This is a genomic window from Aminobacter niigataensis (assembly GCF_014200015.1).
In the GTDB taxonomy this organism is placed as follows: domain Bacteria; phylum Pseudomonadota; class Alphaproteobacteria; order Rhizobiales; family Rhizobiaceae; genus Aminobacter; species Aminobacter niigataensis.
Map to the genome: position 1 here is coordinate 370159 of NZ_JACHOT010000004.1, position 22159 is coordinate 392317.

Here is a 22159-nt window from a genome sequence, read left to right on the forward strand (position 1 = left end):
AAACCCGCTCTGGTTGCGCAGCCGAAAGGAACCGGATCATGGCCTTCGAACCGGAAATTCCCCCGATCCAGGTGCATCTGTGCGTGAAGGGCGGCAAGGAAGCGATTGCCTTCTATGAAAAGGCGTTCGACGCGGTCGAGACCTTCGAGCAGATGGCCGATGACGGGGTTCGCGTGCTGCATGCGAACCTCGCCATGTTCGGCAGCGAAGTGATGCTGCACGACGAATTCCCCGAGTTTGGCGCCGATGTGCTGTCGCCGCTGTCGCGGGGCGGCGCCGGCATGACCGTCAACATCAACCTGAAATTGCCGGGCGAAGTAGACCAGGCCATCGAGCGCGCGGTCGCCGCCGGAGCCGAGATCACCATGGAACCGGACGACGTGTTCTGGGGCGCCCGCTACGGCCGCATCCGCGATCCGTTCGGCCATGTCTGGGCGTTCAACGCGCCTTTGGGCAACGCGGCGCTGGGCGCGCAAGCCGGGAGCGGCAACGCATGATGCAATATGCGTTCGAATTTGCCGGCCTGCTGGCGGTGTTTTCGGTGCTGATGGTGGTGCCAGGCGCCGATTTCGTCATGGTCGTGCGCCAGAGCGTGGTGCATGGCCGCCGTGCCGCAATCATCACCAGTTTCGGCATCGGCACGTCGCTGCTGTTCCACGTCAGCTACACCATCCTGGGCATCGGGCTGATCGTGTCGAAGTCGCTGTTGCTGTTTTCGATGCTGAAATGGGCCGGTGCGGCCTATCTCGTCTATCTCGGCATCAGGGCACTGCGCGCCGACCCGATGGAACTGACTTCAGTAGATGCGCAGGAGGCAGCCGACCAGACCAAGGAAGTTACAGCGACACGCTGCTTTCTGATGGGGTTCGTCACCAACGCGCTGAACCCGAAGGCGGTCCTGCTTTTCGTGCCGCTGTTCACGGCGATGGTCAGCCATGAGACGCCGGCTGCGGTGAAGGGCGTCTATGGGCTGCTGATGGCAGTCGTGCTGATCGCGTGGTTCGTCGGCGTGTCGATGTTCTTCACCATGGCCTCGGTGCGCGCGCGCTTCGTTGCCTGGGGCCGCTGGTTCAATAAGGCGACCGGCATGATCTTCATCGGGCTTGGCGTGAAGCTGGCCACGCAGCAGGCAAGCTGATGCGGCTCCAGGCGCTCATCTCGGCTGTGGCGATGCTGTCGGCGACGACGGCCAATGCTGCATGCCCGATCGAGCTCGCCGTCTATGGCGACCGCGACAAGGCGGCCGAGATCGACTTCCGGCCGACGCTGGAGTCGGCCACCGTCACCAACAGCTTCAAGATGGTGATGGACAATTCCGTCGTGCTCGACGGCGTGGTGATGTGGTCGGACGAGGTGGGGCGGCCGAACGGCATGCTGATGCACCAGTGCCCGGAAGGCGACGTGACCGGCGAGGAGCTGGATGCCTGCACGGTGTGGCAAGGCGTGATCTACAGCGTCGACGAACAGGGCAATGTCGGGCTTCTGCCACGCGAACGCATTGGGGCCGCAGCGCCGAAGAAGCTGATCTTCGCCGACCTCGGCCATTCGCTGCGCATGTCGGCGGCCTATGGTCCGGACGGCTTTTCCAAAGTGCCGTGGGACGTCTTCGAGATACAGGGGTGCCAGGAATGAGCGCTCAAGGGAAAGTCCTGCTGGTGACCGGCGGCAGCCGCGGCATCGGTGCCGCCATCTGCCGGCTCGCCGCCAAGGCCGGTTATGTCGTGGCGATCAACTATGCGTCGAACGAAGCCGCCGCCAACGCGCTGGTGGCCGAGATCAAGGCCGGCGGCGGCGAGGCCATCGCCATCAAGGGTGACGTCGGCAACGAAGCCGACGTGCTTGGCATGTTTGCTGCCGTCGATGCCGCCTTTGGCCGGCTCGACGCCTTCGTCAACAATGCCGGCGTCGTCGACATCAAGGCGCGCGTCGACCAGATGGATGCGGCCCGCCTCGAGCGCATGATGCGCATCAACGTCATCGGCTCGATCCTGTGCGCCGGCGAGGCGGTCAAGCGCATGTCGAGCCTGCATGGCGGCGCAGGCGGGGCGATCGTCAACATCTCGTCGGCGGCCGCCACGCTGGGTTCGCCCGGCGAATATGTCGACTATGCCGCCGCCAAGGGTGCCATCGACACCTTCACCATCGGACTTGCCAAGGAAGTGGCGACCGAAGGCGTCCGGGTCAACGCCGTACGCCCCGGCATCATCGACACCGAAATCCACGCGTCGGGCGGACAACCCGACCGGATCGCCGCCATTCGCGGGATGGTGCCGATGAAGCGCGAAGGCCAGGCAGAAGAAGTCGCCCATGCCGTCATCTGGCTTTTGTCGGATGAGGCATCATATACGACGGGCTCAATTTTGAACGTGAGTGGCGGCCGCTGAGCGCGCGCGCCCAGGAGAAGGACAGGACCATGGCATATGACGTCGTCGTTATCGGATCGGGCCCAGGCGGCTATGTGTGCGCCATCAAGGCAGCACAGCTCGGATTGAAGGTCGCCGTGGTCGAGAAGAACGCGACCTTCGGCGGCACCTGCCTGAACATCGGCTGCATCCCTTCCAAGGCAATTCTGCATGCCTCGGAAATGCTGGCCGAGGCGCAGCATTCGTTCGATGCGCTCGGCGTCGAGGTCGGCACGCCGAAGATGAACCTGAAGAAGATGATGGCGCACAAGGATGCGACGGTTGCGGCCAACGTGACCGGCGTGTCGTTCCTGTTCAAGAAAAACAAGATCGACAGCTTCCAGGGCACCGGCAAGGTGCTTGGCGCCGGCAAGGTCGGCGTGACCGGTTCTGACGGCAAGAGCCAGGAGATCGAGACCAAGAACATCGTCATCGCCACCGGCTCCGACGTCGCCGGTATTCCCGGCGTCGACGTCGCCTTCGACGAGAAGGTGATCGTGTCGTCGACCGGCGCGCTGTCGCTGGAGAAGGTGCCGGGTCATCTGGTAGTCGTTGGTGGCGGCGTCATCGGCCTCGAGCTCGGCTCAGTCTGGGCGCGCCTCGGCGCCAAGGTGACCGTGGTCGAATATCTCGACACCATCCTGGGCGGCATGGACGGCGACGTTGCCAAGCAGTTCCAGCGCATGCTGGCCAAGCAGGGCTTCGAGTTCAAGCTCGGCTCCAAGGTGACCGGTGCCGCCAAGGCCAAGAAGGGTGCGACCGTGACTTTCGAGCCGGTCAAGGGCGGCGCTGCCGAGACCATCGAGGCCGACGTGGTGCTGGTCGCCACCGGCCGCAAGCCCTACACCGATGGCCTCGGCCTCAAGGAAGCCGGCGTCGAGATGGACGAGCGCGGCCGGGTCAAGACCGACGGCCATCTGCGCACCAACGTGGCCGGCATCTATGCCATCGGCGACGTGGTTGCCGGTCCGATGCTGGCGCACAAGGCCGAGGACGAGGGCGTGGCGGTGGCCGAGATCATCGCCGGCCAGGCCGGCCACGTGAACTACGACGTGATCCCCGGCGTGGTCTACACCAGCCCCGAGGTTGCTTCGGTAGGCAAGACCGAGGAAGAGCTCAAGAAGGCCGGCATCGCCTACAAGGCCGGCAAGTTCCCGTTCACGGCAAACGGCCGGGCGCGCGCCATGCTGCACACTGACGGCTTCGTCAAGGTGCTGGCCGACAAGGACAGCGACAAGGTGCTGGGCGTGCACATCGTCGGCTTCGGTGCCGGCGAGATGATCCACGAGGCGGCGGTGCTGATGGAGTTCGGTGGTTCGTCGGAAGATCTCGGCCGTACCTGCCACGCGCATCCGACGATGTCGGAAGCGGTGAAGGAGGCAGCGCTCGCCACGTTCTTCAAGCCAATCCACATGTAAGATCGGCGATTACGCCTGAAACAGAACGGCCCGCTCGATGAGCGGGCCGTTTGCATTAGGAGACCAACCTTAGTTGGCGGGGGCTGCCGGAGCAGGCGCCGGGGCTGGCTCGGCCGGAGCTGGAGCAGGTTCCGCCGGCGCCGGCGCAGGTTCAGCTGGCGCAGGGGCAGGTTCTGCCGGTGCGGGCGCAGGGGCAGGTTCTGCTGGCGCGGGCGCCGGTTCTGCCGGAGCGGGTGCTGGTGTTGTCGCAGCCGGGGGCTCGGCCGGTGCCGGCGCTTCTCCGGTCGGGCCGAAGATGTAATAGGCCACCGCAGCGAGCAGCACGACGATGATGGCTATCAGCCACGTGCTGCCCATGCTCGACTGGCCGGTTGGGCGTCCTGGATCTGGATTGTTCACCATTGAGATCTCCCTCAGCTGCGCTCCGCAATCATTGCGTGAACATCGCAATCAACGCGCGAAACTCATTTCGGTTTCACCGGAGACGAAAAAAGACTGCAAATACAGGAGGCCGACCCCGGTGCAGAGGCCGGGAGGCGCTGCGGCGTCGTTTCGCCACGCCGCCTTCGCTCACAAAACGCGCTAGCTTCGAGAAAGATGCAGCGACCTGAGGCCAGCGACATGCCCGTGGTGCAATGCCTTTCCAACCCGGACGAACTGCTGCCCGGCACGAGCTTTGCCGACCGCTACGCCATGGTGGTCAGCGGGCAGTCGCTGGATGCCATGACGGCGGCCGAGCGGGCCATCGTCAATGTTCCGGCCTGGATTGGCCGGCTGATGATGCTGCGCAACCTGCTGGTGCGGCCTTTCGGGCTGAAAACCGGGCACGCCGACCTCCCCGGGCAGCAAAAGCGGGTCGGCATGTTTCCCGTGATCAGCGAGGCCCCGGCCCGGGTGGTTCTCGGCCTCGACGACCGCCATCTCGATTTCCGGCTGGTGGTCGAAGTGAAGGAACTGGGCGAGGGGCGGCAGGAGGTGAGTGCGACGACGCTGGTCAGGCCTCACAACAGGTTCGGCCGAATCTATCTCGCCGTCGTCATGCCGTTCCACCGCATCATCGTTCCGGCGATGCTGGCCAGGGCGGCGGCCGACGCGCGGGGTTAGCGGTCTGCAGCGGTGACGGTGTAGCCCGCCTTGCGGAACAGCTCGACCAGCCCTGCGGGGCCGGGCAGGTGGAGCGCACCGACGGCCATGAAGACGTCGCCTTGGGCGACGAGCGGTCCTGCGCGATCGACCATGGTCTTGTTGCGCGTCGTCACCATCGCTTCCTCGAAGGCGGCGTAGCCGGAATCGTCAGATTCGCCCGACGGCAGGGCGTTGCGGAACAGCGGCCAGAACATGCCGGTGTCGCCGCGCTGGTAGAGCACGACCATGGTCTCGATGACGTCGTCCATGCGGTTACCGAGCTTGAGGGTCTCGACCAGGCCCTTGATGTGGAACTCGATCGGCAGCGAGGCCATGGCCGAAAGCTGGTCGGCGGCGGTCTCCAGGCCCTTGACCTGCTTGCCGGCGGCCTTGGCCTGCTGGGCGATGAGGATGTCGAGCACCGGCGCGCCCGCGGCCTTGCGGGTGAGCTCGCAGGCCGGGAGGGCGACCATCGACGACAGCATCCACGGCTTCATCTTGGAGACGCTGCCGGGCGGGATGCCGCGCGCTTCGAGCGCCGCGTTGACGGTTGCGAGCTCGTCCGGCGACATCAACGACGGCAGCGTGGTGCTGTCGGTGAACATCATCAGCTCGGGCTGCTTCATCAGGCTGGCGACCATGGCGTTCTGGTCGAGCACATCGGTGGTTTCGATGACCAGCGTGTGCGAGCCGTCGAAGGCCTTCTGCGCTGCGGGCTGAAGCTTGGTGACGCGCGGATCGGTGACATGCATGGTGCCGTAGAGCCAGGACGGCTTCTGGCCGGGCTTTTCCAGCTTCCACAACAGGCCCTGGCCGTTGAGCGTGGCCTTGGCCTCGGCCCCGATCTTGGCCAGAAGCGTCGGGTTGTCCTTGGCAAGCTCGGCCAGCATGTCGGAGCCGGTGCAGACGGGCGCTTCGGCGCGTGCCTTGCCGGCGAACAGGAACGCGACGGCAAAGAACAGGACGAAGAACAGTACGTTGAGCGCTGCAAGCAGCTTCAGCGATAGCAACGATGCGCGGTCGGCAAAGGCGGCGAGACGTGTCATGGGCATTGGTGTAGCCGCCAAAAGCGGCAAAACGGTTAATGCCGCCGTGACAATTGTCAGCCTCGAGATGTCAGGCGCGAGGGTGCGCCGCGTCGTAGATCTCGAGCAGGCGGGCGGTGTCGACGCCGGTATAGATCTGCGTAGTCGACAGACTGGCGTGGCCGAGCAACTCCTGGATGGTGCGCAGATCGCCGCCACGGCCGAGCAGATGGGTGGCGAAGGAGTGGCGCAGCGCGTGCGGGGTTGCCGTGTCGGGCAGGTTCAAGGCCGAGCGCATCTTGCGCATCTCGCGCTGGATGATCGCCGGGTCGAGCTGGCCGCCGCGGGCGCCGCGGAAAAGCGCGCCTTCGGCAGCGAGGTGATATGGGCAAAGCTTGCGGTATTCTGCGACCGCCTGCAGTGCCACCGGCAGAACGGGGACGAGGCGCGTCTTGCCGCCCTTGCCCGTGATGCGCAGCACGGTATCTGAGGGCGAGGCGAGCTCCGTGCCGGACAGGTTGAGCGCTTCGGAAATACGCAGGCCCGAGCCGTAGAGCAGGGTGAGCACGGCAGCATTGCGGGCTGCGATCCAGGGCTCCTCGGCAAGCTGCTCGCCTGCCGATACGACACGCTTGGCGTCGATTGCGGTGAGCGGCTTGGGCAGCGATTTCGGCTGCTTCGGCGCGCGCAGCGCCGTGGAGCCGGCGGCGTTGACCAAGCCCTGGCGTTCGAGGAAACGCAGCAGCGAGCGCACCCCGGCAAGGCCGCGTCCAAGCGTGCGGGCACCGGCGCCGTCAGCCCGTCGCGAGGCGAGATAGCCGCGCAGGTCGGCCGGGCGGAGGTCTCGGATGTCGGAAATGCCGGGTGGGCCGCCATTGTGGCCGGTCAGGAACTGCAGGAACTGGCGCGTGTCGCGTTCGTAGGCATCGACGGTCGACGTCGACAGGCGGCGTTCGCCGGCCAGCGACTTCAGCCAGCCTTCTCGGGCCGCCTGGAGGTCGGGTTTTGCGGCGATGAGGAATTCCTGCATTGGCAGCGCGGGTCCGATTGAATAAGTCAGTGTTGAACGAGCGAAGTTAGCAAGCAGTGAAGCAGGCGATGGCCAGACCCCAAAATCCAATCCAGATGGCCGTGATCGGCGCCGCCCACGGCATCAAGGGCGAACTGCGCGTGAAGACCTTTACCGGCGATCCGCTGGCGCTGGCCGACTACGGCCCGCTTTACGCCAAGGACGGCCGTACCTTCGAGATCGCTGCGATCCGGCCGGCCAACGAGGTGGTGGTGGTGCGCTTCAAGGGCGTCAACGACCGCAACGCCGCCGAGGTGCTGACCAACACCGAGCTGTTCGTCGACCGTTCGGCGCTGCCCGACGATGGCGAGGAGGGCGAATTCTATCACACCGATCTTGTCGGGCTTGCGGTTCGCGATGAGAATGGCGAGCCGGTCGGCAAGGTGTTTGCCGTGCAGAATTTCGGCGGCGGCGACATCCTGGAAATCCAGTATCAGGGCCGCAAGGGCGTGCTGATTCCCTTCACGCAAGCTGCGGTGCCCGTGGTCGACATCGCTGGCGGCTTCGTCGCCATCGATACGGTTGCTGCCGGGCTGGTTGAGGACGAAGACGACGCGGACGCACCTTCCGACGGCGAGTTCGAGCATAAAGGTCGGCCGCGCGGACCCAGGGATGCCGGGGGAAATCGCTGATGTTTCGGGCCAGCGTACTCACGCTCTATCCCGAGATGTTCCCGGGCGCGCTGGGACTGTCGCTGGCGGGGCGGGCGATGGAGCGTGGCGACTGGTCGCTTGAAGCCGTGCAGATCCGCGACTTTGCGACCGACAAGCACCGCACCGTCGACGACACGCCTGCCGGCGGCGGCGCCGGCATGGTGATGCGCGCCGACATCCTGGCCAAGGCGATCGACCATGCCTCGCCCGAGGGCGATACGCGCCCGCGCATCCTGATGAGCCCGCGCGGCAAGCCGCTGACCCAGGAGCGCGTGCGCGAGTTGGCGGCTGGTCCGGGTGCCGTCATCCTGTGCGGCCGCTTCGAAGGCGTCGACCAGCGCGTCATCGAGGCGCGTGAGTTGGAAGAGATTTCGGTCGGCGACTTCATCCTCTCGGGTGGCGAGCCGGCGGCGTTGGTGCTGCTCGATGCGCTGGTCAGGCTGCTGCCCGGCGTGATGGGCAACGAGGTATCGGGCGAGGAAGAGAGTTTTGAGGGCGGGCTGCTGGAGCATCCGCACTATACCCGGCCGCAGGAATTCGAGGGCCGGGCGATCCCCGAGGTGCTGACCTCGGGCAATCACGGCAAGATTGCCAAATGGCGGCGGGCCGAAGCGGAGAAGTTGACGGTTGAACGCCGGCCGGACCTTTGGGCCGGGCGGCTCGAGAAAAAGCGATAGGCCGAACCCGCTCAGCCCTTCGTAAAATAGTAAAAGGCCAAAAACAGCCCGACTGCGACGACCAGTGCGCGGACGATCGCCTGCGGTACGCGGCGTGCGGTCCAGACGCCGGCATAGCCGCCGAGCGCGACGCCCGGAACCATGACTGCAGCGGCCGTCCAGGCGACGACGCCACCGGAGGCGAAGATGATGATGGCGACCGCTGCGATGACGATGGAGAGCATGTTCTTGAGCGCGTTGAGGCGGTGGTAGTCGCCGCCCTCGGTGAGGCCGAGGGTTGCCAGCATCATCACGCCCATGCCAGCACCGAAGAAACCGCCATAGATCGAGGTGAAGAACTGGACGATGCGGCCGGCGAGCGAGGACGGTGCGCCTTCAGGCCGCTCGGCAAGTCTTGCCGGCCGGAGCCAGGGGCCAGCGGCGAACAACGCGGTGGCGGCAAGCAGCAGCCAGGGGACGAGCGCGCCGAAGGAGACATTGTCGAGCGATAGCAGGAACAGCGAGCCGATCAGGGCACCGACGGCCGAGATGACGGCGAAGGCGAGCGCGCCGCGCCACATCCGGCGGATGTCCTTGATATAGGCCCAGGTCGAGGTGATGTAGCCGGGAAACTGGGCGATCGACGACGTCGCATTGGCCGAGATCGGCGGCAGCCCGGCCATGGTCAGCGCGCCGAAGGTCAGGAAGGTGCCGCCGCCGGCAATGGCGTTGACGACGCCCGAGAGGAAGCCCGCGACGAAGAGGATTCCGACTGTGATGAGGGTCACGGGTTGCCTGCTCCGATACGCTGCGCCTGGGGGTCTGTAGGTAGCCCGGGCCGGCGATGCAAGCCATGGCTTGCCGATGGCGGCCACTTGGTCCAAGGTCCGGCAAGCCGCGACAGCACGCAAAGCGCGTAAAAAAGACACTGCAAGGCGTGACAAATGGCTGAAATAGCGGTATGTGCCCGCCCGAACCGGACGAATAATCGACCGGACCCGTCAACAGTGACGGTGTAGTCGCCCCTGCCGGAAGGCCCGCGAGGGAACAAGGCATATCCGAGCGGTCATTGGAACTGCAAGGCGAGCGTGGGCGCTCTGGCTGTCGGAAGAACAAGAAGTGGATAGTTGAGATGGATATCATCCGCCAGCTCGAGGCCGAACAGGCCGCCAAGATCGAAGCCAAGCGCACCCTGCCGGAATTCCAGCCGGGCGACACCGTGCGCGTTCTGGTTCGCGTCACGGAAGGCACGCGTACCCGCGTGCAGGCCTATGAGGGCGTCGTGATCGCCCGCGCCGGCTCGGGCTTCCAGGAAAACTTCACCGTCCGCAAGATCTCCTATGGCGAAGGCGTGGAGCGCGTGTTCCCGGTCTACTCGCCGATGATCGAGGGCGTCGAGATCGTCCGCCGCGGCAAGGTCCGTCGCGCCAAGCTGTACTACCTGCGCGATCGTCGCGGTAAGTCGGCTCGTATCGTCGAGAACACCGGCGTGCGCGCCCGCAAGCTGAACGACGCCGAGCGCGAAGCAGCCAACGCCGAGAAGGCCCGCATCGAGGCCGAGAAGGTCGCCGCCGCCCAGGCCCTGGCCGCCGAGAAGGCCGCTCAGGAAGCAGCCGAGAAGAAGGCAGCAGCCGAGGCCGCCAAGGCTGCGGAAGCAGCGGCCGAGCCTGCAGCCGAGTAATTTCCGGCACTTGTGTTTCGAAAGGGCGGCTTCGGCCGCCCTTTTGCGTTTCGGAGGATGGAATTCCAGTTCTTCCATGCGCGACGCATGGAGCCTGCTTGCATGCGGCCCGCGGCGAGCTAAAGTCTCGCGCAAACGACCGGCGTCGCCGGTCTCGCGCATTTTCGGGGAACTGATCATGAATAGTCTCAAGCTCGCGCTTGCCGGCGCTCTCGCCCTCGTGCTTTCGCCCTTCGTTGCCCAAGCCCAGAGCCTGCCCGACCTCGGCGGCAAGACGGTGGTGGTGGTGACCGAGAACGCCTATCCGCCGCTGCAGTTCATCGATCCCAAGACCGGCAAGCAGATAGGCTGGGAATATGACGCTATGGACGAGATCGCCAAGCGCCTGAACTTCAAGGTCGAGTACCAGAACACTTCCTGGGACGCGATGATCCAGGCGGTGTCCGACGGCCAGTACCAGCTCGGCATGACCGGCATCACCATCAAGGACGACCGCAAGGAGAAGGTCGATTTCTCCGATCCCTACATGCGTTCGCAGCAGTTCATGCTGGTGCGCGCCGACGAGGCCCGCTTCACCGACGCCAAGAGCTTCGGCGCCCTCAAGGACGGCCTGATCGCGGCGCAGCCGGGCACCTCGCCGTTCTACACCGCCGTCTACGAAATCCTCGACGGCAACGAACAGAACCCGCGCATCAAGCTGTTCGAGACCTTCGGCGCCACCGTGCAGGCGCTCAAGGCAGGCGACGTCGACCTGGTGCTGACCGACAGCGTCGCGGCCCAGGGCTATGTCGATGCCTCGGAAGGCAAGCTCAAGGTGGTGGGCGGGCCGCTGGGCAGCGAGGATTTCGGCTTCATCTTCAAGAAGGGTTCGGACCTGGTTCAACCGGTCAATGCGGCGATTGCCGCGCTCAAGGCTGACGGCACCTTCGATGCGCTGAACAAGAAGTGGTTCCTCGACTACAAGATGGGCCAGTAGTCTGGGGCATTCTTCGGTGTCAGTGCTCCACGTTGCCCCCCTCTGGGCTGCCGGCCATCTTCCCCACAAGGGGGGAGATCTGCAGCGTCACCAGCCACGCCAATATGGCAACATCGCAAGTTGGCGAAAGCCAAGCGGCCAGCCTGATCTCACCCCTTGTGAGGAAGATGGCCGGCAGCCCAGAGGGGGGCGACGTAAGGCGCCGCCGTCAACAGCCCCAGCAGTCACTCGATAGATGCCGCCGTCACACCGTACGGGCACAAAGGCGGACTTTCCCTGGTGGCTGGTGGCCGCCGGGGCGATCGGTATTGCCGCCGCGGTGGCGATCGCGGCGAGCGACGTCTACGGCCAGATCCTGTCAACGTTGGTCAAAGGGCTGTGGGTGACGCTGTTCGTCACCGTCGTCGCTTTCGCACTTGCCTCGGCGCTCGGCCTGTTCATTGCCCTTCTCGGACTGTCGAACTCGCAAATGCTGCGCCAGATCGCGCGCTTCTATGTCGAGATCATCAGAGGGCTGCCGATCCTGGTGTTGCTGTTCTGGATCGCCTTCGTCGGCGCGCCAGCCTTCGTGGCGGCATGGAACTGGCTGTCGCTACCGCTGCAGGCGGCGGGGCTGGTCGAGCCGATGCAGGTACGCGACTTCTCGCTGTTGTGGCGGGCAATCCTCGCGCTGACGATTGCCTATTCGTCCTTCATCGCCGAGATTTTCCGCGCCGGCATCCAGGCCGTCGATGTCGGCCAGATCGAGGCGGCGAAGGCCTTGGGCCTTTCGCGCTATCAGCGTTTCAGGCTGATCGTCTGGCCGCAGGCGTTTCGGACGATCCTGCCGCCCTACGGCAATGACTTCATCGCCATGGTGAAGGATTCCTCGCTGGTTTCGGTGCTCGGCGTCGCCGACATCACCCAGATGGCCAAGGTCTATGCCTCGGGCTCGTTCCGCTTCTTCGAGACCTATTCGATCGTCGCCTATGTCTATCTGCTCCTGACCGTCGGGCTGTCACTCGGCCTGAGGGCGCTGGAGCGGCGGATGCGAAGGGACCGCGCAGCATGACCGGAGACGCCGACAAGACCGCGCTCGACATGGTCTACGCCGCCGAGACGGAGGCCGAGCTCGCCGCCGCCTACGCGGCCTGGGCCAATGGCTACGACAGGGAGACGGCGGCGCTCGGCTACTGCCTGCCCTTCGTGATCGCGGGGTGGGTGGCGCGGCATGTGCCGAAAGGCCTCGGGCCACTGCTCGACGCCGGCTGCGGCACCGGGCTTTCGGGGCCGTACCTAGCAGCACTTGGTTATGGCGAGATCGAAGGGCTCGACCTTTCCGAGGAGATGCTTGACCTGGCCCGGGCGCGCGGTGGTTATGCGGCGCTGACCAAGGCCGCGCTCGGCAGGCGGCTGCCGTGGCGCGACGGGCATTTCGCCGCCATCGTCTCGACCGGCGTGTTCACCGCGGGACATGCGCCGGCTTCGAGCCTGGACGAGCTGGTCAGGATCACCAGCCGGGGCGGCTTCGTCATCTTCACGGTGCGAGACGTGGTGCTGGAGGCAGGTGGGTTCCGGACGAAATTCTCCGAGCTTGAGGCGTCAGAAAAATGGCGGCCGGTCGAGGAGAGCCCGCGGTTCCGCGCCTTCGCGGTGGCCGAGCCGGAGGTGCTGGTGCAGGCCTTCGTTTTCGAAGTCCTCTGAGGCGGCGAAGGAACCTCGGCAGTCTCGGCGCGTTGGGTGCCGAACCAGCATGAGGGTCCCATGGAACAACTCGTCGAGGAATTCGGCCATCCGACCTACACCTCGTTTCCGGTCATCGTAGCAAGGCTCTTGCTGGCGACGATCTTCGGCGCGGTCATCGGCTTCGAGCGCGAATGGCGCAACCGGCCGGCGGGCCTGCGCACTCATGTGCTGGTGTGCGTTGCCGCCGCGACCTTCGGCATCCTGACCATCGAGATCGTGCATGCGCCAATGTTCACGGCCGACGGGATGAAGGAGATGGTCAAGGTCGATCCGATCCGTGCGGTCGAGGCGGTGACGGCAGGCGTCGCCTTCCTTGCCGCAGGTACCATCCTGTTCGCCCGAGGTGAGATCCAGGGCCTGACCACTGGAGCCGGCATGTGGCTGGCGGGGGCTATCGGCCTCGCCGCCGGGCTCGGCTTCTGGCAGATCGCCGGCTTCGGCACGTTGCTGGTCCTTGTCGTCCTGGGCCTGATGCACACGATCGAGGTGAAGTTCGACCTGAGCGAGGACAAGCGGGATGAGAAGCCCGTGGCGCGCAAGGCGCAGGTGAAGACCAGACGTCCGTAGCGCTGTTGCATCCTTCGGCCGGAGCGAGAGCTCCATATGCCTAGCCGAGCATGTTGCAATTTCGAGAACCGGCCCCACTTTTGGACCATGTTCCGGACGCAAGCGCGGCCATGACGACGGGTGACGCCATCGCAATTGCCGGGGGCCGAAAAGATTGATATGAGCAGGCCATGGAAGAGCTCTTTGGAGATCCGGCCTACAAAGGTTTCGTGCTGCAGGACCACAAGCGCCTGCCCGCCCGGTTCTTTGCCCGGATTTCCGGCGCCCTAAGCTGCCGACTTCCCTGAGCCGACGGGCTCCTTCCGGCATTTTGGCCGGCCATTTTCAATTGTTGCCATCGACGGATCCAAGATCATGAGCGCACCGCGTACCCTCTACGACAAGATATTCGACGACCACGTTGTCGACCGCCAGGACGACGGCACCTGCCTGCTCTATATCGACCGCCACCTCGTGCACGAAGTGACCAGCCCGCAGGCCTTCGAAGGCCTGCGCATGACCGGCCGCACCGTGCGTCATCCCGAAAAGACGCTGGCCGTGGTCGACCACAACGTTCCGACCTCGCCGGACCGCAAGAACGGCATCAAGAACGAGGAGAGCCGCATCCAGGTCGAGGCGCTGGCCAAGAACTCGGCCGACTTCGGCGTGGAGTATTACTCCGAGAACGACAAGCGCCAGGGCATCGTCCACATCGTCGGCCCCGAGCAGGGCTTCACCCTGCCGGGCATGACCATCGTCTGCGGCGACAGCCACACCTCGACGCATGGTGCATTCGGCGCTTTGGCCCACGGTATCGGCACGTCGGAAGTGGAGCACGTGCTGGCGACCCAGACGCTGATCCAGAAGAAGGCCAAGAACATGCTGGTGCGTGTCGACGGCCAGCTGCCGGAAGGCGTCACTGCCAAGGACATCGTGCTCGCCATCATCGGCGAGATCGGCACGGCCGGCGGCACCGGCTACGTCATCGAATATGCAGGCGAGGCGATCCGCGCGCTGTCGATGGAAGGCCGCATGACGATCTGCAACATGTCGATCGAGGGCGGTGCCCGCGCCGGCCTGATCGCGCCCGACGAAAAGACCTATGCCTACGTCCAGGACAAGCCGCGCGCGCCGAAAGGCAAGGCGTTCGATATGGCGCTGGAGTACTGGAAGACGCTGCACACCGACGAAGGCGCACATTTCGACAAGGTCGTTGTGCTCGACGCAGCCAAGCTGCCGCCCATCGTCACCTGGGGCTCGTCGCCCGAGGACGTCGTCGCCGTCACCGGCGTGGTGCCGGATGCCGAAGTGATCGAGGACGAGAACAAGCGCAACTCCAAGAAGCGCGCTCTCGACTATATGGGCCTGTCCGCCGGCACCAAGATCACCGACATCGCTATCGACCGCGTGTTCATCGGTTCGTGCACCAATGGCCGCATCGAGGACCTGCGCGCGGTGGCCAAGGTGGTCGAGGGCCGCAAGGTCGCCTCGACCGTCAGCGCCATGATCGTGCCGGGCTCGGGCCTGGTGAAGGAGCAGGCGGAAGCCGAGGGCCTGGACAAGATCTTCGTCGCCGCTGGCTTCGACTGGCGCGAGCCGGGCTGCTCGATGTGCCTGGCCATGAACGACGACCGCCTCAAGCCGCATGAGCGCTGCGCTTCGACCTCGAACCGCAACTTCGAGGGCCGCCAGGGCTTCAAGGGTCGCACCCATCTGGTGTCGCCGGCGATGGCTGCAGCGGCGGCGATCGCTGGCCATTTCGTCGACATTCGCGACTGGCACTGATCAGGCGCCGGCCAATCCGGCGTATCGAACACAAGGCGGTGGGCGCGAGCCCGCCGCCTTTTCCATTTGTTGAGGATGTCGAAAAGGTCCTGCTTCCGCGAGGTCACGTTAACGTCTTTTTCTCTCGGATATGGTTTGATCCGGCCGTGGGAGACGACGTCAGACGATGAGCGGTGCAGGGTTCATTCTCACGATCAATGTGTTCGTTGCCGGCCTGCTGGCGGCGGCGTTCATGGCGATCTCGATCTATGACGCCAAGCGCGTTTCAGCGCGCTGGTTCGCGCTCTGCTACCTGACCGGCCTGCTCTATATCGGCACGGAATTCTCGATCCCGTGGTTCGAGAACACGCGGCCCATCGTCACCGCCAATTTTGCTGCCTTCCTGGCCACGCTGATCATCATGAATGTCGGGCTGGCGCGCCGCTACGAGGTGGCGCCGCCATGGCGCACCATGCTGGTGTTCCTGGTGCTGGCCACCGCTGCAGTCTATTTCACCCAGGGACTGCCGCGCGACTCGCTGCTTAGGATGATGACGTTCCAGACGCCCTACGCCGCGGTGCAGGCGATGGGGGCGGCGATCGTGCTCAGGTCGCGGGACAAGCTCAGCCAGTTCGACTACGCCCTGACCGGCGTGCTCCTGACGAGTGCGCTGCAGTTCTTCTCGAAGCCCTACTTGGCGCTTGCCGTCGGTTCCGGTTCCGATCCGCATCAATATCTGCAGAGCACCTATGCGATGATCTCGCAGGCGCTGGGCACGGTGTTCGCGCTGTCCATCGCGCTGATGCTGCTGGTGATCCTGGTGCGCGACATCCTTGCCGACGCGACACAGAAGTCGGAGACGGACGCGCTGTCGGGCCTGCTCAACCGTGGTGGGTTCCAACGCCAGGCTGCGATTGCGCTGCGCGAGGCAGAGCGCCAGGGCCTGCCGGTGACGCTGGTGATTTCCGACCTAGACCATTTCAAGTCGATCAATGACACCTATGGCCACTTGTCCGGTGACCGGGTCATCGAGACGTTCGCGCGCTTCATCCATGAATCCAAGGTGGGCCACCACATAGCGGGGCGCATCGGCGGCGAGGAATTCGCCATCATCCTGCCCGGCACGCATCTGGCTGCGGCGCGGCTGTTCGCTGAGGGCGCACGCAGCGCGTTTTCGGCCCTGCCGATCGAAGGACTGCCGTCGAACCAGCGGTTTACCGCGAGCTTCGGTGTTGCCGAACTGGTGGGCGGCGAGTTGATCGACCAGCTGATGCGCCGCGCGGACGCAGCGCTCTACGAAGCCAAGAAGGATGGGCGCGACTGCGTGCGGGTGGCGCCTGGCAGTGTCGTCGAGATGCAGGCCGAGACGAACGTGGTGCCCTTCGGCAGCAAGTCCTGACCCAAATCAGTAGCAGCGCAGGCCGGGCTGGGGGATCTCTCCCTCGGAGAAGCCGTACATGTAGCTGCGGCCCTTGAGCAGCATCGGTGGACGGTAGCAATGGCGCGTGGCACGCTGCCCCTCGTCGAGGTAGACGACCTTCGGCGTGGCGGAGCGGGTGTATTCGGCCAGCTTGCGGGCCGAATGGCCCTGGCCGACGACGATGCGCTTGTAGCCGGCGGCGCTGTCGACCACGAGATTGCCGAAGGAATCGGCGTAGACGCGGTCATGGTCCCAGCCGCCGGAAGCGGCAGGTGTTGCCAAGGCGATCGTCGCCGCGAGTGCGAGGGACGCAGTTCCGATGAAAGCCAGTGGGAGGCGCATCGCGCAATCTCCATGGTTTGCGGCGCGAGGTTTCGATTCGAAGCTTAACCTTTTCTTAATCTTTGTTAAGAGCCTGGGTCGCCCCGAGCCGCGCTGATTAACAAACATGGTTAATTTCAGCTGAACGCAACCCCGTCGCCGCTCCCAGTCAACGGACGGGTAGGCCCGCGTTTGCGCCAATGGGGGATGCGTCTGCCACCGTTCGTGCCGGCTTCGTCCGCCCGCTGATTACCCAAGCGGGTAGCTGCGATCGGCGTTCAATCGATTGAAGCCGTGATGCGACTAAATAGGTGCGCCAGAACGGTTTTCCGACTTTGACGCGGTGCAAAAAGCACATTAGAAAGCGCGCAGTCCGACGTCGCAAAACGGTGCGACGGCGCCGTATTCAAACATAGCCACGCTCGGATGCAGACCGGGGGAGCCATGAGCAAATCACAAGCAACCCAAGCCACATCGCGTGCGCGGCCATTGTCGCCGCATCTGTCCGTCTATCGCCCGCCAATCACCATGACGACGTCGATCCTGCACCGCATCACCGGCGGCGCGCTCTATTTCGGCACGCTCCTGGTTGCCTGGTGGCTGATCGCGGCGGCGACCTCGCAGCACTATTTCGATTTCGTCAGCTGGGTCTATGGCAGCTGGATCGGGCAGCTGGTGCTGCTTGGTTACACCTGGGCATTGATATTCCACATGATGGGTGGCATCCGTCACCTGATCTGGGATACCGGCGTGGGCCTGGAGAAGCATACCGCATCGAAGATCGCCTGGACGACGGTGTTCGCCTCTGTGGTGCTGACCGCCCTGGTCTGGATCGTCGGCTACATGGTTCGGGGTGCCTGACATGAGCGGCAGCAACAATCACGACATGCGCACCCCGCTCGGCAAGGTTCGCGGTCTCGGCTCCGCCCGCGAAGGCACCGAGCATTTCTGGCGCCAGCGCCTGACTGCGGTCGCCAACATTCCGCTGATGCTGTTTTTCGTCGGCCTTTTGATCGTTCTGAACGGCGCCGATTTCGCGACCGTGCGCGGCTCGCTCGCCAATCCGTTCGTGTCGCTGGTGCTGGCGCTGATGCTGCTCTCGGGCCTCTACCACATGCGCCTCGGCATGCAGGTCGTGATCGAGGACTACATCCATGGCGAGGGCCTCAAGGTGATCCTCATCATGCTCAATACTTTCTTTACCGTAGCGGTCGGCGTGGCCTCGCTCTTCGCCCTGCTCAAACTGGCATTTGGAGGCTGATACGGTGGCCAAGGACGGCAAGACCAGCGGAGCATCCGCCTACACATTCGTCGATCACAAGTTCGACGTCGTCGTTGTCGGCGCCGGCGGTGCGGGCCTGCGCGCCACGCTCGGCATGGCCGAGCAGGGGCTGAAGACCGCCTGCATCACCAAGGTGTTCCCGACCCGCTCGCACACCGTTGCGGCGCAGGGCGGCATCGCCGCCTCGCTGCAGAACATGGGGCCCGACTCCTGGCAGTGGCACATGTACGACACCGTCAAGGGCTCGGACTGGCTCGGCGACATGGACGCCATGGAATACCTGGTGCGCGAAGCGCCGGCCGCAGTCTACGAGCTCGAGCATTACGGCGTGCCGTTCTCGCGCACCGAAGAAGGCAAGATCTACCAGCGCCCGTTCGGCGGCCACATGATGAACTACGGCGACGGCCCGCCCGTGCAGCGCACATGCGCCGCTGCCGACCGCACCGGCCACGCCATCCTGCACACGCTCTACGGCCAGTCGCTCAAGCACAACGCGCAGTTTTTCATCGAGTACTTCGCCCTCGACCTGATCATGGAGCCGGACGGCACTTGCACCGGCGTCGTGGCCTGGAACCTCGACGACGGCACCATCCACCGCTTCTCGGCGAAGATGGTTGTGCTGGCGACCGGCGGCTACGGCCGCGCCTATTTCTCCGCCACGTCGGCCCATACCTGCACCGGCGACGGCGGCGGCATGGCCTCGCGTGCCGGCCTGCCGCTGCAGGACATGGAGTTCGTGCAGTTCCACCCGACCGGCATCTACGGTTCGGGCTGCCTGATCACCGAAGGCGCTCGCGGCGAAGGCGGCTATCTCGTCAACGCCGAGGGCGAGCGCTTCATGGAGCGCTACGCGCCGTCGGCCAAGGACCTGGCGTCGCGCGACGTGGTTTCGCGCTGCATGACGCTGGAGATTCGTGACGGTCGCGGCGTCGGCAAGAACAAGGACCACATCTTCCTGCACCTCGATCACCTCGATCCGGCGGTGCTGCACGAGCGGCTGCCCGGCATCTCGGAATCGGCGAAGATCTTCGCCGGCGTCGACGTGACCCGCGAGCCGATCCCGGTGCTGCCGACGGTGCACTACAACATGGGCGGCATCCCGACCAACTACTGGGGTGAGGTGCTGAACCCGACCGCGGGCAACCCCGACCGCGTGTCGCCCGGCCTGATGGCCGTCGGCGAGGCTGGCTGCGCTTCGGTGCACGGGGCCAACCGCCTCGGCTCCAACTCGCTGATCGATCTGGTGGTGTTCGGCCGCGCCGCAGCCATCCGCGCCGGCGAAGTGGTCGACCGCAACGCACCAATCCCGTCGCCGAACGCGGCCTCGGTCGAAAAGATCATGGACCGCTTCGACCGCCTGCGTCACGCCAATGGCGGCACGCCGACGGCGGTGCTGCGTGAGAAGATGCAGCGTGCGATGCAGGAAGACGCTGCCGTGTTCCGCACCCAGGAGTCGCTGGAGCAGGGCTGCAAGCGCATCTCCCAGATCTGGGGCGAGATGAAGGACATCAAGGTCTTCGACCGCTCGATGATCTGGAACTCGGACCTGGTGGAGACGCTGGAGCTCGAGAACCTGATGTCGAATGCGATCGCCACCGTCTATGGCGCCGAAGCGCGCAAGGAAAGCCGCGGCGCGCACGCCCGCGAGGACTTCTCGGCCCGCGACGACGCCAACTGGCGCAAGCACACGCTGGCAAATGTCGCCGAGGACGGCGAGGTGACGCTGACCTACCGGCCGGTGCACACCGAGCCGTTGCTCAAGGAAGAAGACGGCGGCATCAGCTTGGCAAAGATCGCGCCGAAGGCGCGGGTGTACTGAGCCGTGGCTAGGCAGTTCGAACCGTCCGAAGATGTTGGCGAACGGCAGTTCGCAGACGTTCAGGCTGCCTTTCCGCTCCATATGCGTGAGGAACTGGAAATTCACGTGAACCAGACGGGGTTTCCAGTAGGGGTCAATAGCAACTATCCTGCCCGGCTTCGGGAGATGGTTAGCGCTGCGACCATCACGTTTTTCTTGCAAAACAACTCAATAGATCATGTCCGCAAGACTTACCTCAAAGATGTAAAATACGAAGAAGATCCTGGCGGAAATGCTAGGTTTGATAGAAAGTTTCGTCATCTTTGTTTGAGCGACCTGTCGGCCGCCATTGAGTTGTTGAAGGCGTATCCGGCGCTTCTCGATAGGCCGGCTCGGGTCGGGGAGTGGATCGCTGACCTCACACTAGTTCGATCGGCCTACAGTCTGGAGAGGGCTTTTGCCGAGGCAGATAAAGGCGCCCTTTTTGAAGCGGTAGCTATCGGCCGCATGATGCTCGAACAAATATCCTGGTCGCTTGCCGTCCGAGCAATGGATGATGTGGCCGAGATAAAAGGAACAAAGGTCACAAAGGCCATCACCCAAAGCTCGAGGTCTGTGCCTTCTATTGGCAGGCTTTATGGTTGGATGAGCGATCACGTTCATTGGGAGTACAGTGCTCACCTGAAGGCGATAACCAGCCGGGACGACCAAGCTGCTGCCCTCTTCGCTTCGTCTGAATTCAAGGCGATTGCTTACTCAATGCTGATCGCGTTGACACAAATTGCCGTTGACGTCGTTGATATGACACTTGAGCAGTATCAAGAGCTCCATTCGTTCGCAAAGTTCCAAAAATGGAAGGGACGCGGCCGTGAGCTTGATCCGCAGCAAATGATTGCTGAGATTCTCCAGCTTCTGGGCGAGTCTGCGGATGTTGAGGCGATCCTCGATATTATTACGGCGAGGTCTCAATGATGGTTGTCAAGGAGACCTCCGCCGGTTACTCGGCTACGCCGCTTGCGGCGAAGCTCGGCCTCAAGGACGGCCAGAGCGTGGTGTTTGTCGGCCTGCCGGACGAGCTTGGCGAACTGGCTTTGTCGCGCGCGTTTGCAGCGAAGACGCTGACCGACTGGCCAGGGATCTATGAGGCAGGCGAGGGCCACGACGTGGTCCATGCCTTCACCAGGCGACGTGCCGATCTCGACGGCAATGTCGGGACATTCAAGAAGATGATCGCGCCCGACGGCGCGGTCTGGATTTCCTGGCCCAAGAAGGCGTCGAAGATCGCCACCGACATCACCGAGGATGTCATTCGCGACGTGGCGCTGCCCAAGGGGCTGGTGGACGTCAAGGTCTGTGCCGTGGACACCGTGTGGAGCGGGCTCAAGCTCGTCATCCGCAAGGAACTGCGCGCCAAGCTGTGAGGAACCGATCGTGGTCGAACTAACACTCCCCAAGAACTCGCAGATCAAGCAGGGCAAGACCTGGCCGAAGCCGCAGGGTGCGACCAATCTGCGCGAGTACCGGATCTACCGCTGGTCGCCTGACGATGGCGAGAATCCGAGCATGGACACGTATTTCGTCGACGTCGACGATTGCGGCCCGATGGTGCTGGACCATTTGCTCTACATCAAGAACAACATCGACCCGACGCTGACCTTGCGCCGCTCGTGCCGCGAAGGCATCTGCGGCTCCTGCGCGATGAACATCGACGGCTCGAACACGCTGGCCTGCACCAAGGGCTGCGACGACATTTCGGGTGCTGTGAAGATCTACCCGCTGCCGCACATGCCCGTGGTCAAGGACCTGGTGCCCGACCTCACCAATTTCTACGCCCAGCATCGCTCGATCGAGCCGTGGCTGAAGACGGTGTCGCCGGAGCCGGCGAAGGAGTGGCTGCAGAGCCACGAGGACCGCCAGAAGCTCGACGGCCTCTACGAGTGCATCCTGTGCGCCTGCTGCTCGACCTCGTGCCCGAGCTACTGGTGGAACGGCGACCGCTATCTCGGCCCAGCGACGCTGCTGCAAGCCTATCGCTGGCTGATCGACAGCCGCGACGAAGCCAAGGGCGAGCGCCTCGACAATCTCGAGGATCCGTTCCGGCTGTATCGCTGCCACACGATCATGAACTGCGCCCAGACCTGCCCGAAGGGGCTGAACCCGGCCAAGGCGATCGCCGAGATCAAGAAGATGATGGTCGAACGCCGGGTGTGAGGCGCGCCCGATGCGCGTTCTCTACCTAACCGAGGGTACCTACCACCTAGACACGCCCATCGCGCCAACCCTGGAAGGAATGGGCGT

At 64.3% G+C, this 22159-nt stretch carries 25 protein-coding genes; 21 read left to right on the forward strand and 4 right to left on the reverse strand.

Annotated elements, in window-relative coordinates; genetic code table 11:
* Window positions 1-38: 38 nt before the first annotated feature.
* The 6 genes from GGQ99_RS17005 (at window position 39) to GGQ99_RS17030 (ending at window position 4924) form a co-directional block, all read left to right on the forward strand.
* Window positions 39-497, forward strand: coding sequence for a VOC family protein (locus GGQ99_RS17005; RefSeq protein WP_183263433.1), 459 nt, complete (start codon window positions 39-41; stop codon window positions 495-497).
* Window positions 497-1138: a LysE family transporter gene (locus GGQ99_RS17010; RefSeq protein WP_183263501.1), complete on the forward strand. Its 642-nt coding sequence runs from the start codon at window positions 497-499 to the stop codon at window positions 1136-1138. The genes GGQ99_RS17005 and GGQ99_RS17010 overlap by 1 nt, the downstream gene beginning before the upstream one ends.
* A complete protein-coding gene (locus GGQ99_RS17015) occupies window positions 1138-1632 on the forward strand; it encodes a hypothetical protein (RefSeq protein WP_108606288.1) in 495 nt (164 codons plus the stop codon). Before GGQ99_RS17010 ends, GGQ99_RS17015 begins: the two co-directional genes overlap by 1 nt.
* Window positions 1629-2384 (forward strand): SDR family oxidoreductase, encoded by a 756-nt coding sequence (locus tag GGQ99_RS17020; protein ID WP_183263434.1) that lies wholly within the window; start codon window positions 1629-1631, stop codon window positions 2382-2384. Before GGQ99_RS17015 ends, GGQ99_RS17020 begins: the two co-directional genes overlap by 4 nt.
* Window positions 2381-3820: a dihydrolipoyl dehydrogenase gene (gene lpdA / locus GGQ99_RS17025; protein WP_281380066.1), complete on the forward strand. Its 1440-nt coding sequence runs from the start codon at window positions 2381-2383 to the stop codon at window positions 3818-3820. The genes GGQ99_RS17020 and lpdA overlap by 4 nt, the downstream gene beginning before the upstream one ends.
* Window positions 3821-4417: 597 nt before the next feature.
* A complete protein-coding gene (locus GGQ99_RS17030) occupies window positions 4418-4924 on the forward strand; it encodes a DUF2867 domain-containing protein (RefSeq protein WP_246389617.1) in 507 nt (168 codons plus the stop codon).
* On the opposite strand, the gene GGQ99_RS17035 is transcribed toward GGQ99_RS17030, so the two are convergent.
* Both GGQ99_RS17035 and GGQ99_RS17040 read right to left on the reverse strand, forming a co-directional pair.
* Window positions 4921-5991: a TraB/GumN family protein gene (locus GGQ99_RS17035; RefSeq protein ID WP_183263503.1), complete on the reverse strand. Its 1071-nt coding sequence runs from the start codon at window positions 5989-5991 to the stop codon at window positions 4921-4923. The two genes, GGQ99_RS17030 and GGQ99_RS17035, sit on opposite strands and share 4 nt — an antisense overlap.
* A gap of 70 nt (window positions 5992-6061) precedes the next feature.
* Window positions 6062-7000, reverse strand: a complete 939-nt coding sequence (locus GGQ99_RS17040) for a tyrosine recombinase XerC (protein ID WP_183263435.1) — start codon at window positions 6998-7000, stop codon at window positions 6062-6064.
* Between the two features lie 68 nt (window positions 7001-7068).
* Here GGQ99_RS17040 and rimM point away from each other — a divergent pair, with 68 nt between their 5' ends.
* On the forward strand, window positions 7069-7671 hold the full coding sequence (rimM, locus tag GGQ99_RS17045; protein WP_183263436.1) for a ribosome maturation factor RimM: 603 nt from the start codon (window positions 7069-7071) through the stop codon (window positions 7669-7671).
* Entirely contained in the window at window positions 7668-8369 is a 702-nt protein-coding gene (trmD, locus tag GGQ99_RS17050) for a tRNA (guanosine(37)-N1)-methyltransferase TrmD (RefSeq protein WP_183263504.1), read from the forward strand. Before rimM ends, trmD begins: the two co-directional genes overlap by 4 nt.
* An 11-nt stretch (window positions 8370-8380) precedes the next feature.
* Here trmD and GGQ99_RS17055 read toward each other — a convergent pair whose 3' ends face one another.
* A complete protein-coding gene (locus GGQ99_RS17055) occupies window positions 8381-9136 on the reverse strand; it encodes a TSUP family transporter (RefSeq protein ID WP_183263437.1) in 756 nt (251 codons plus the stop codon).
* 344 nt (window positions 9137-9480) lie between these two features.
* Here GGQ99_RS17055 and rplS point away from each other — a divergent pair, with 344 nt between their 5' ends.
* The 7 genes from rplS (at window position 9481) to GGQ99_RS17090 (ending at window position 16439) form a co-directional block, all read left to right on the forward strand.
* The gene (gene rplS / locus GGQ99_RS17060) at window positions 9481-10029 is read left to right on the forward strand and encodes a 50S ribosomal protein L19 (RefSeq protein ID WP_108606297.1); all 549 of its coding nucleotides are present in this window, start codon (window positions 9481-9483) and stop codon (window positions 10027-10029) included.
* 178 nt (window positions 10030-10207) lie between these two features.
* A complete protein-coding gene (locus GGQ99_RS17065) occupies window positions 10208-11005 on the forward strand; it encodes a basic amino acid ABC transporter substrate-binding protein (RefSeq protein WP_108609647.1) in 798 nt (265 codons plus the stop codon).
* A gap of 235 nt (window positions 11006-11240) precedes the next feature.
* Window positions 11241-12056 (forward strand): amino acid ABC transporter permease, encoded by an 816-nt coding sequence (locus GGQ99_RS17070; RefSeq protein ID WP_183263438.1) that lies wholly within the window; start codon window positions 11241-11243, stop codon window positions 12054-12056.
* The gene (locus GGQ99_RS17075; protein ID WP_183263439.1) at window positions 12053-12688 is read left to right on the forward strand and encodes a class I SAM-dependent DNA methyltransferase; all 636 of its coding nucleotides are present in this window, start codon (window positions 12053-12055) and stop codon (window positions 12686-12688) included. Before GGQ99_RS17070 ends, GGQ99_RS17075 begins: the two co-directional genes overlap by 4 nt.
* Before the next feature lie 60 nt (window positions 12689-12748).
* Complete coding sequence (locus GGQ99_RS17080; protein WP_183263440.1) at window positions 12749-13297, forward strand: MgtC/SapB family protein; 549 nt, start codon at window positions 12749-12751, stop codon at window positions 13295-13297.
* 354 nt (window positions 13298-13651) lie between these two features.
* Window positions 13652-15061 carry a 3-isopropylmalate dehydratase large subunit gene (gene leuC, locus GGQ99_RS17085; protein WP_108606302.1) on the forward strand — a complete coding sequence of 470 codons (1410 nt, stop codon included), beginning with the start codon at window positions 13652-13654 and terminating at the stop codon, window positions 15059-15061.
* A gap of 166 nt (window positions 15062-15227) precedes the next feature.
* Entirely contained in the window at window positions 15228-16439 is a 1212-nt protein-coding gene (locus GGQ99_RS17090; protein WP_183263441.1) for a GGDEF domain-containing protein, read from the forward strand.
* A 6-nt stretch (window positions 16440-16445) separates the two neighbouring features.
* Here the strand turns inward: GGQ99_RS17090 and GGQ99_RS17095 are convergent, their stop codons facing one another.
* Window positions 16446-16802 carry a hypothetical protein gene (locus GGQ99_RS17095; protein ID WP_108606304.1) on the reverse strand — a complete coding sequence of 119 codons (357 nt, stop codon included), beginning with the start codon at window positions 16800-16802 and terminating at the stop codon, window positions 16446-16448.
* Window positions 16803-17225: 423 nt separating this feature from the next.
* Here GGQ99_RS17095 and sdhC point away from each other — a divergent pair, with 423 nt between their 5' ends.
* The 6 genes from sdhC to GGQ99_RS17125 are packed head-to-tail and all read left to right on the forward strand — an operon-like array spanning window position 17226 to window position 22072.
* Window positions 17226-17642 (forward strand): succinate dehydrogenase, cytochrome b556 subunit, encoded by a 417-nt coding sequence (gene sdhC, locus GGQ99_RS17100; protein WP_183263442.1) that lies wholly within the window; start codon window positions 17226-17228, stop codon window positions 17640-17642.
* A 1-nt stretch (window position 17643) separates the two neighbouring features.
* Window positions 17644-18042 (forward strand): succinate dehydrogenase, hydrophobic membrane anchor protein, encoded by a 399-nt coding sequence (gene sdhD / locus GGQ99_RS17105; protein ID WP_183263443.1) that lies wholly within the window; start codon window positions 17644-17646, stop codon window positions 18040-18042.
* 4 nt (window positions 18043-18046) lie between these two features.
* Window positions 18047-19882 carry a succinate dehydrogenase flavoprotein subunit gene (gene sdhA, locus GGQ99_RS17110; RefSeq protein WP_183263444.1) on the forward strand — a complete coding sequence of 612 codons (1836 nt, stop codon included), beginning with the start codon at window positions 18047-18049 and terminating at the stop codon, window positions 19880-19882.
* A gap of 3 nt (window positions 19883-19885) precedes the next feature.
* Entirely contained in the window at window positions 19886-20833 is a 948-nt protein-coding gene (locus tag GGQ99_RS17115; protein WP_183263445.1) for a hypothetical protein, read from the forward strand.
* Window positions 20830-21282 (forward strand): DUF3052 domain-containing protein, encoded by a 453-nt coding sequence (locus tag GGQ99_RS17120; protein WP_343061749.1) that lies wholly within the window; start codon window positions 20830-20832, stop codon window positions 21280-21282. Before GGQ99_RS17115 ends, GGQ99_RS17120 begins: the two co-directional genes overlap by 4 nt.
* Window positions 21283-21292: 10 nt before the next feature.
* Window positions 21293-22072 (forward strand): succinate dehydrogenase iron-sulfur subunit, encoded by a 780-nt coding sequence (locus GGQ99_RS17125; RefSeq protein WP_108609649.1) that lies wholly within the window; start codon window positions 21293-21295, stop codon window positions 22070-22072.
* Window positions 22073-22159 lie beyond the last annotated feature (87 nt).

Coding starts and splice junctions, on each gene's coding strand:
- GGQ99_RS17005 (WP_183263433.1), top strand. CDS start 39: ATGGCCTTCGAACCGGAAATTCCCCCGATCCAGGTGCATCTGTGCGTG.
- GGQ99_RS17010 (WP_183263501.1), top strand. CDS start 497: ATGCAATATGCGTTCGAATTTGCCGGCCTGCTGGCGGTGTTTTCGGTG.
- GGQ99_RS17015 (WP_108606288.1), top strand. CDS start 1,138: ATGCGGCTCCAGGCGCTCATCTCGGCTGTGGCGATGCTGTCGGCGACG.
- GGQ99_RS17020 (WP_183263434.1), top strand. CDS start 1,629: ATGAGCGCTCAAGGGAAAGTCCTGCTGGTGACCGGCGGCAGCCGCGGC.
- GGQ99_RS17030 (WP_246389617.1), top strand. CDS start 4,418: ATGCAGCGACCTGAGGCCAGCGACATGCCCGTGGTGCAATGCCTTTCC.
- GGQ99_RS17035 (WP_183263503.1), bottom strand. CDS start 5,991: ATGACACGTCTCGCCGCCTTTGCCGACCGCGCATCGTTGCTATCGCTG.
- GGQ99_RS17040 (WP_183263435.1), bottom strand. CDS start 7,000: ATGCAGGAATTCCTCATCGCCGCAAAACCCGACCTCCAGGCGGCCCGA.
- rimM (WP_183263436.1), top strand. CDS start 7,069: ATGGCCAGACCCCAAAATCCAATCCAGATGGCCGTGATCGGCGCCGCC.
- rplS (WP_108606297.1), top strand. CDS start 9,481: ATGGATATCATCCGCCAGCTCGAGGCCGAACAGGCCGCCAAGATCGAA.
- GGQ99_RS17065 (WP_108609647.1), top strand. CDS start 10,208: ATGAATAGTCTCAAGCTCGCGCTTGCCGGCGCTCTCGCCCTCGTGCTT.
- GGQ99_RS17070 (WP_183263438.1), top strand. CDS start 11,241: ATGCCGCCGTCACACCGTACGGGCACAAAGGCGGACTTTCCCTGGTGG.
- GGQ99_RS17075 (WP_183263439.1), top strand. CDS start 12,053: ATGACCGGAGACGCCGACAAGACCGCGCTCGACATGGTCTACGCCGCC.
- GGQ99_RS17080 (WP_183263440.1), top strand. CDS start 12,749: ATGGAACAACTCGTCGAGGAATTCGGCCATCCGACCTACACCTCGTTT.
- leuC (WP_108606302.1), top strand. CDS start 13,652: ATGAGCGCACCGCGTACCCTCTACGACAAGATATTCGACGACCACGTT.
- GGQ99_RS17090 (WP_183263441.1), top strand. CDS start 15,228: ATGAGCGGTGCAGGGTTCATTCTCACGATCAATGTGTTCGTTGCCGGC.
- GGQ99_RS17095 (WP_108606304.1), bottom strand. CDS start 16,802: ATGCGCCTCCCACTGGCTTTCATCGGAACTGCGTCCCTCGCACTCGCG.
- sdhC (WP_183263442.1), top strand. CDS start 17,226: ATGAGCAAATCACAAGCAACCCAAGCCACATCGCGTGCGCGGCCATTG.
- sdhD (WP_183263443.1), top strand. CDS start 17,644: ATGAGCGGCAGCAACAATCACGACATGCGCACCCCGCTCGGCAAGGTT.
- GGQ99_RS17120 (WP_343061749.1), top strand. CDS start 20,830: ATGATGGTTGTCAAGGAGACCTCCGCCGGTTACTCGGCTACGCCGCTT.